The organism is Enterococcus sp. FR204, assembly GCF_031143325.1.
Classification (GTDB): Bacteria; Bacillota; Bacilli; order Lactobacillales; family Enterococcaceae; genus Enterococcus_B; species Enterococcus_B faecium.
Window position 1 is genome coordinate 1 of record NZ_JAKZIW010000078.1, and the last position, 5,863, is coordinate 5,863.

At 38.8% G+C, this 5,863-nt stretch carries 5 protein-coding genes; all 5 read right to left on the reverse strand.

Annotated elements, in window-relative coordinates; translation table 11 throughout:
* Positions 1 to 86 precede the first annotated feature (86 nt).
* A complete protein-coding gene (locus tag RG571_RS11610) occupies positions 87 to 1,529 on the reverse strand; it encodes a glycoside hydrolase family 1 protein (protein WP_002291139.1) in 1,443 nt (480 codons plus the stop codon).
* Between the two features lie 13 nt (positions 1,530 to 1,542).
* On the reverse strand, positions 1,543 to 3,408 hold the full coding sequence (locus RG571_RS11615) for a beta-glucoside-specific PTS transporter subunit IIABC (protein WP_002333802.1): 1,866 nt from the start codon (positions 3,406 to 3,408) through the stop codon (positions 1,543 to 1,545).
* 120 nt (positions 3,409 to 3,528) lie between these two features.
* Complete coding sequence (licT, locus tag RG571_RS11620) at positions 3,529 to 4,380, reverse strand: BglG family transcription antiterminator LicT (RefSeq protein ID WP_002338530.1); 852 nt, start codon at positions 4,378 to 4,380, stop codon at positions 3,529 to 3,531.
* Positions 4,381 to 4,689: 309 nt separating this feature from the next.
* Positions 4,690 to 5,403, reverse strand: a complete 714-nt coding sequence (locus RG571_RS11625) for a class A sortase (RefSeq protein ID WP_002317959.1) — start codon at positions 5,401 to 5,403, stop codon at positions 4,690 to 4,692.
* Positions 5,404 to 5,470: 67 nt separating this feature from the next.
* Positions 5,471 to 5,797 carry a nucleotide pyrophosphohydrolase gene (locus RG571_RS11630; protein ID WP_002291148.1) on the reverse strand — a complete coding sequence of 109 codons (327 nt, stop codon included), beginning with the start codon at positions 5,795 to 5,797 and terminating at the stop codon, positions 5,471 to 5,473.
* Between the last annotated feature and the right edge of the window lie 66 nt (positions 5,798 to 5,863).

Below are 5,863 nucleotides of genomic sequence, written 5' to 3' on the forward strand. Positions count from 1 at the left end.
ATTACTAAAAGAATAGCACATAAAAAATAAAAAAAGAACACAAATCACATGTGAGAAGTGTGTTCTTTTTCATTCAGCTGCTTTAATTACAAGTTTACGCCATTTGAGGCAATTACTTCTTTATACCAATCAAAAGATTTTTTCTTTGATCGATTCAGTGTCCCATTTCCTTCATCGTCTAGATCCACATAGATAAAGCCGTAACGTTTACTCATTTCTCCTGTTGATGCACTGACAAGATCGATACATCCCCAAGGCGTATAGCCCATCAAATCTACACCGTCTGCTACTGCATTAGCCATCGCTTCGATATGACGACGTAAATAATCGATCCGATAATCATCAATAATCGTGCCATCCTCTTCCATATGATCAATGGCTCCAAGACCGTTTTCAACAATGAATAATGGTTTCTGGTAACGATTGTATAATTCATTCAATGCGATTCTCAGCCCTTCTGGATCGATCTGCCAGCCCCATTCACTTGCCTCAAGAAACGGATTTTTTACTCCTCCCAGCAAGTTCCCTTCTGAAGTTGCTGCTTGTGGATCAGTCTCATTGATTGCCGTAGACATATAATAACTAAATCCGATGTAGTCCACTGGATATTCTTTTAGCAACTGGAAGTCTTCCTCCGTTTGCTCTAATTTTTCCGGATCGACTCCATATTTTTTATGGGTACGCGCTGTGTATGCAGGGTATTCTCCACGTACTTGGACATCCGTGCAGAAAAAATTGAATTCTTGGTTTTGGATCATTGTTGCTGCCTGATTGACTGGATTGGCATCGATGCTGTAAGTTGTTGCATAGATAATCATGCAGCCGATTTGGATATCCGAACGCAATTCGTGGCCGATTTTTACGGCTTTGCTACTTGCAACGAATTGATTATGCCATGCTTGGAAAATATTTTGGTACTCTCCTGCTCCATTGCTTTTTACTAATCCTTGACTTAAAGCTGGAAAGTGAAAGGCCGAATTAATTTCATTGAAAGTCATCCAATATTTGACTTTACTGCTGTATCTCTCTAATACTGTCTGAGCAAATCGTTCATAGAAGTCGATCAGTTTCCGATTTTTCCAGCCACCGTATTCTTTTGCTAAATGAAGAGGCATTTCGTAATGAGAAATCGTGATCACAGGTTCAATATCATATTTTAAGCACTCATCAATCAGCTGATCATAAAATTCTAATCCCGCTTCGTTAGGAGTACCTTCGTCTCCATTTGGAAAAATTCGTGTCCAGGCAATCGAAAAACGATAACATTTGAATCCCATTTCCGCAAACAAGGCAAGATCTTCTTTGAAACGATCGTAATGATCGATTCCTCGATGATTCGGGTAAATATATTTTTCTTGATCAATCGTCCAGTCAAATTCTTCACTGCCGATAATCGCAAAGCGCTGCTTACCTCCAGGCATAGCATCTGCAACGGATAGCCCCTTTCCGTCTCGATCATAAGCCCCTTCTAATTGATTGGCAGCAGTTGCTCCACCCCATAAAAATTTTTCTGAAAAACGTGATTGCATCCTGATTTCCTCCTTATTTTACAATTGCTAGAACATCTTCGTTTGCAATAATCTCTTTTTGGTCTAATTCAAGTATATCGGCAAATGCATCAGTATTCGTAATGACAACTGGAGTGATTACGCTATAGCCAGCTGCTCTAATTGCTTCGATGTCAAAACGAATCAATAAATCTCCTGCTTTGACGAGATCCCCTTGTTTGACTAAGATCTCAAAGCCATTCCCATTTAATTCTACTGTATCCATCCCGATATGAATCAAAATTTCCGCTCCGTCAGTCGTTGTGATCCCTACAGCATGTCCAGTTGGGAAAATAGTCGTTATCTCTCCGTCTGCAGGTGCAACTAGTTCTCCTAATTCTGGATCAATAGCGATACCTTTTCCCATCACGCCAGAAGAAAAAACTTGGTCTGGTACTTCACTCAATGGCAGTACTTTACCCGTTAAAGGACTTTTTAAGGTATGCCGTGCTGAAGTAATCGGTTCTCCTGCATTCGCATGTTTGTTTTCTAATTGATTGTCTTGTGTTTGTTCGTCAAATCCTAAAATCAATGTACCTACGAATGCAAGAACAAAAGCAATTCCTGTAGCTATTACTGCTACTGTCACATTTGACTCTACACCATCCACCGTACTAATGAAAGTCGGAATCGTCAATAAGCTGACCAAACTGCTGGAGAAAGCTTTTACTCCGGAAAATCCGATAATAGCTCCACCAATACCTCCAGAAATACAAGCGGCAATGAATGGTTTCTTCAACGGTAATGTCACACCATACACAGTTGGTTCAGTGATTCCAAATAACGAAGTCACTGTAGAAGAAATCCCTAATGCTCGAAGTTTCGTATCTTTTGTTCGCAATGCTACAGCTAAAGCAGCCCCACCTTGTGCCAAGATGGCTGGAAGAAGCATTGGCATCAATACATCAAACCCATATTGTTCGATATTCAAAAACATGATCGGTACGAATCCCCAATGCATGCCGAACATCACGAATACTTGCCATAAACTTCCCATGATTAGACCTGCTACGATTGGACTAAATCCATAAATCGAGTTGAAGAGACCGCCTAAAGCATTACCGGCAACCGTCCCGATTGGTCCTAAAGCAAGAAATGTTAATGGAACCATCACTACTAAAACGACAAGCGGAACTAAAATCATTTGCAGAAATTGCGGAATCACTTTTTTTACGAATGGCTCTAATTTACTTTGAACCCATACGGCTAGAATGATTGGTATGACAGAAGAAGTATAACCAGATGGTGAAAGAATCACTGGGATCCCAAAGAAACTGATAGCTTCTCCCGCACCAGCAACTGCTGTGATAGCTGGATACACAAGTGCCATAGCAATTGCTACTGCTAAAAACTGGTTGGCTTTGAACTTTTTAGCTGCTGTAAAAGCAAGCATGACAGGTAAGAAGGTAAAGACACCATCTGCTGCAGCAAACAATATTTGATAAGTACCGCTATCAGCTGTCAGCCAGCCCATCACCGTTGCCAATGACAAGAATCCTTTCAATACCCCGGCGGCTGCCATCGCCCCTAGAAAAGGTGTAAATATACTAGAAATGATATCAATTAGACGATTCAAAATATTTTTGGACTCTTCTTTTCCATCCTCCGAAACTGCAAGACCTTCCTCATCCACGATCGATTGATAAACATCTGCTACATTACTGCCAATCACTACTTGATACTGACCGCCACTTTGTACGACTTGGATCACGTCCGGGTCTTCTTTTAACTTTTGCGTATCTGCTAAAGATTCATCTTTTAATCTGAATCGCAACCGCGTAGCACAATGTACTAAACTTTTGACATTCTTTTGTCCTCCTACCGCTTCCCATACACGACGACCAACTGCTTGATTATCCATTGTTTTTTCCTTCTTTCTTTTTTATTTAAAAAATAAAAACCCAGATTGAAAAAAACAGTCACAAACATTCGTGAACCTATTTTTTCAATCCAGGTTTTGCCTGCCATACAGTAACAATCCTTATGATTGGATGCTTTTTTTCTCACTTACTACTCTTTGAATATGAATCGTTAAATAAATCTGCTCTGCTATTCCCATTTCCTGTTTTTGCGTTTGTCGAAGGTACTCATTGATCCGTTCGACACAATGAAACGCTTTTGGATATTTTCCTTGAACTAATGCGTAGAGAAACTCATCTTGTTCGTCAGATCCTTCCCCTTTGAGATAACGCTGGGCAAAAAACTGCAGATGAGTAATGATACGCTGATAATTCAAAGATTCTTCATCGAACACGATGCCGAAGAATTTACTGATGATACTCAGTATATCTCTTACCATTGTGGTAGCGGTCATCGTCACTTGCATGTCTTCGTTTCCTTGCTGGCTATTCACAAAATGAAAGGCAATAAAACCGGCTTCATCCTCAGAAAGTTCCACACCAGTCTTTTGTTTCACAAACAAAAGAGCCTCTTTCGCTGCTTGATATTCTTTCGGATAAAATTTTTTTGTTTCAAATAATAATGGATTAGGCAGTTGGATATTTTCTTTTGCTCGTGTGATCGCATAATGAAGATGATCGGTCAACGTCAGATAAATATTAGGCGAAAATTCAACTTTTAGTTTATCTTCAGCTTGTTCTACTACTTGCTTGACCCATTCGATCTCCTCTGCCGGAATATCAGCCATCAGCTGTTGGAATTGGTTTTTAGCAAAAGAATCTCTTAAAACAAATTCTTTTTGGACCGCTTCTGGCGAAATCTCGTCCCCAATCTTTTTTTGAAAAGCTAGTCCTTTTCCCATACAAACGACTTCTTCCCCGAATCCATTTTTCGAAATGACGACGTTGTTATTCAAAATTTTATCAATTTTCATTTTGCTTCGCCCTCTCAAGAAAAATAAAAAAACCTAGAATTCGCCTACTGTTTCTTAGCTGAATTCTGGTTTTTCCTGCCGTACAGTAACAATCCATTTCTTATTCAAAATCATCATACCATCGAATTTTTATTTATGCAAGCCTTTTCATATAAAAAATAGAAAAACTGGAACACAAGTCTATCTAGAAAACAACCAAATCAGAGATGCACCTCTTTGCGTTCCTCTTTTTTTCAGCAAATTGGTTTTTCCTTATCGATTCATATCCTTTGGCTGTTTTTGATCTGTAACGACTTATGTCCCAGTATCCTAAAACGTTTTTGTCTCTAGATTGAAAGCAGTTCTCATATCATCTGTCGCATCTTTTATCGGTGTAACACTTTCCAGTTCGCCTTGTACAACTAGTCGCGTGACTGCATCCATGTCGCCACAAGTAATTAGTGTGACGATTTCTTTTCCCTCGACTTCATTCAGTAATTGGGTATCTGTAGGAGCAACTTTTTCTTTAAAAAATGTTTTGTATGTATACACATTTTCTAAATCTGTCAAATAGATCTTGGCACCCATCTCTAAATTTTCCAGCGGTGTAAACAACAATTCAGGGTTCGTTGCACGATGGCTTGCTAAGGCATAATTTCCTTTTCCCATTTCTTGATCTGGAGATAATGTTCCTGCTCCGTAAAGTAGTGACGTATTATCCAAGCCTTTGAAAATCGGTAAATTGATTGAAACTGAAGGGACTGCGATACTAGCAATCACTGGTAGATCTGTTCCTCTCATCTGCGACCTCATGACCCCTTCTGTCGTCATTGGTTCTACCGCATCAAAGTCAAAACTGACATCTTTATCGTTATTCTTTTTCAGATCTTCTTTTGTTACATTCGCTATAGCATATTTATCTCCTGTCTCTCTGACAAGATAATCCTTGATCTGTTCATTGAAAATCAAAGCTAGTCCTACTAATAACAAGAGGAACAAGAGGATATTGACTAGCCATCTTTTTGCTTTTCCTTTTTTTTTCATTTTCTCTCCCTCCAGACTCATTTTACTGTTTTTCTTTTGCTCTTTCCAACAGCCGAATGACACATTTCTACAACTCTGTGTATTTTTTTCGTACACCTGCGCTTTTTTCTACAGGATATTTCAAATTATTTTTGATCAATTTTTCTTCAATGATCTCATCTAGATCCAGCTGAAGGTTGTCTGCCATCATGTATGAATAGATCAATACATCCGCCAGTTCTTCTTTGATTCGTTCTAATTGTGTTTCTTTTACTTCTTCCGGCGTTTTCCATTGAAAAAGTTCTAACAATTCAGATGCTTCCAAAGAAATAGAAATAGCCAAATCTTTTTCGTTATGAAATTGTCGCCAATTACGTTCATCTCTAAACTGGTTGACTTTTTCCATGCTATTCATTTGCTTGCCTTCTTCCAATCATTTCTTACTTGATTAATCATACCATTTTTTTACATATGATTTACA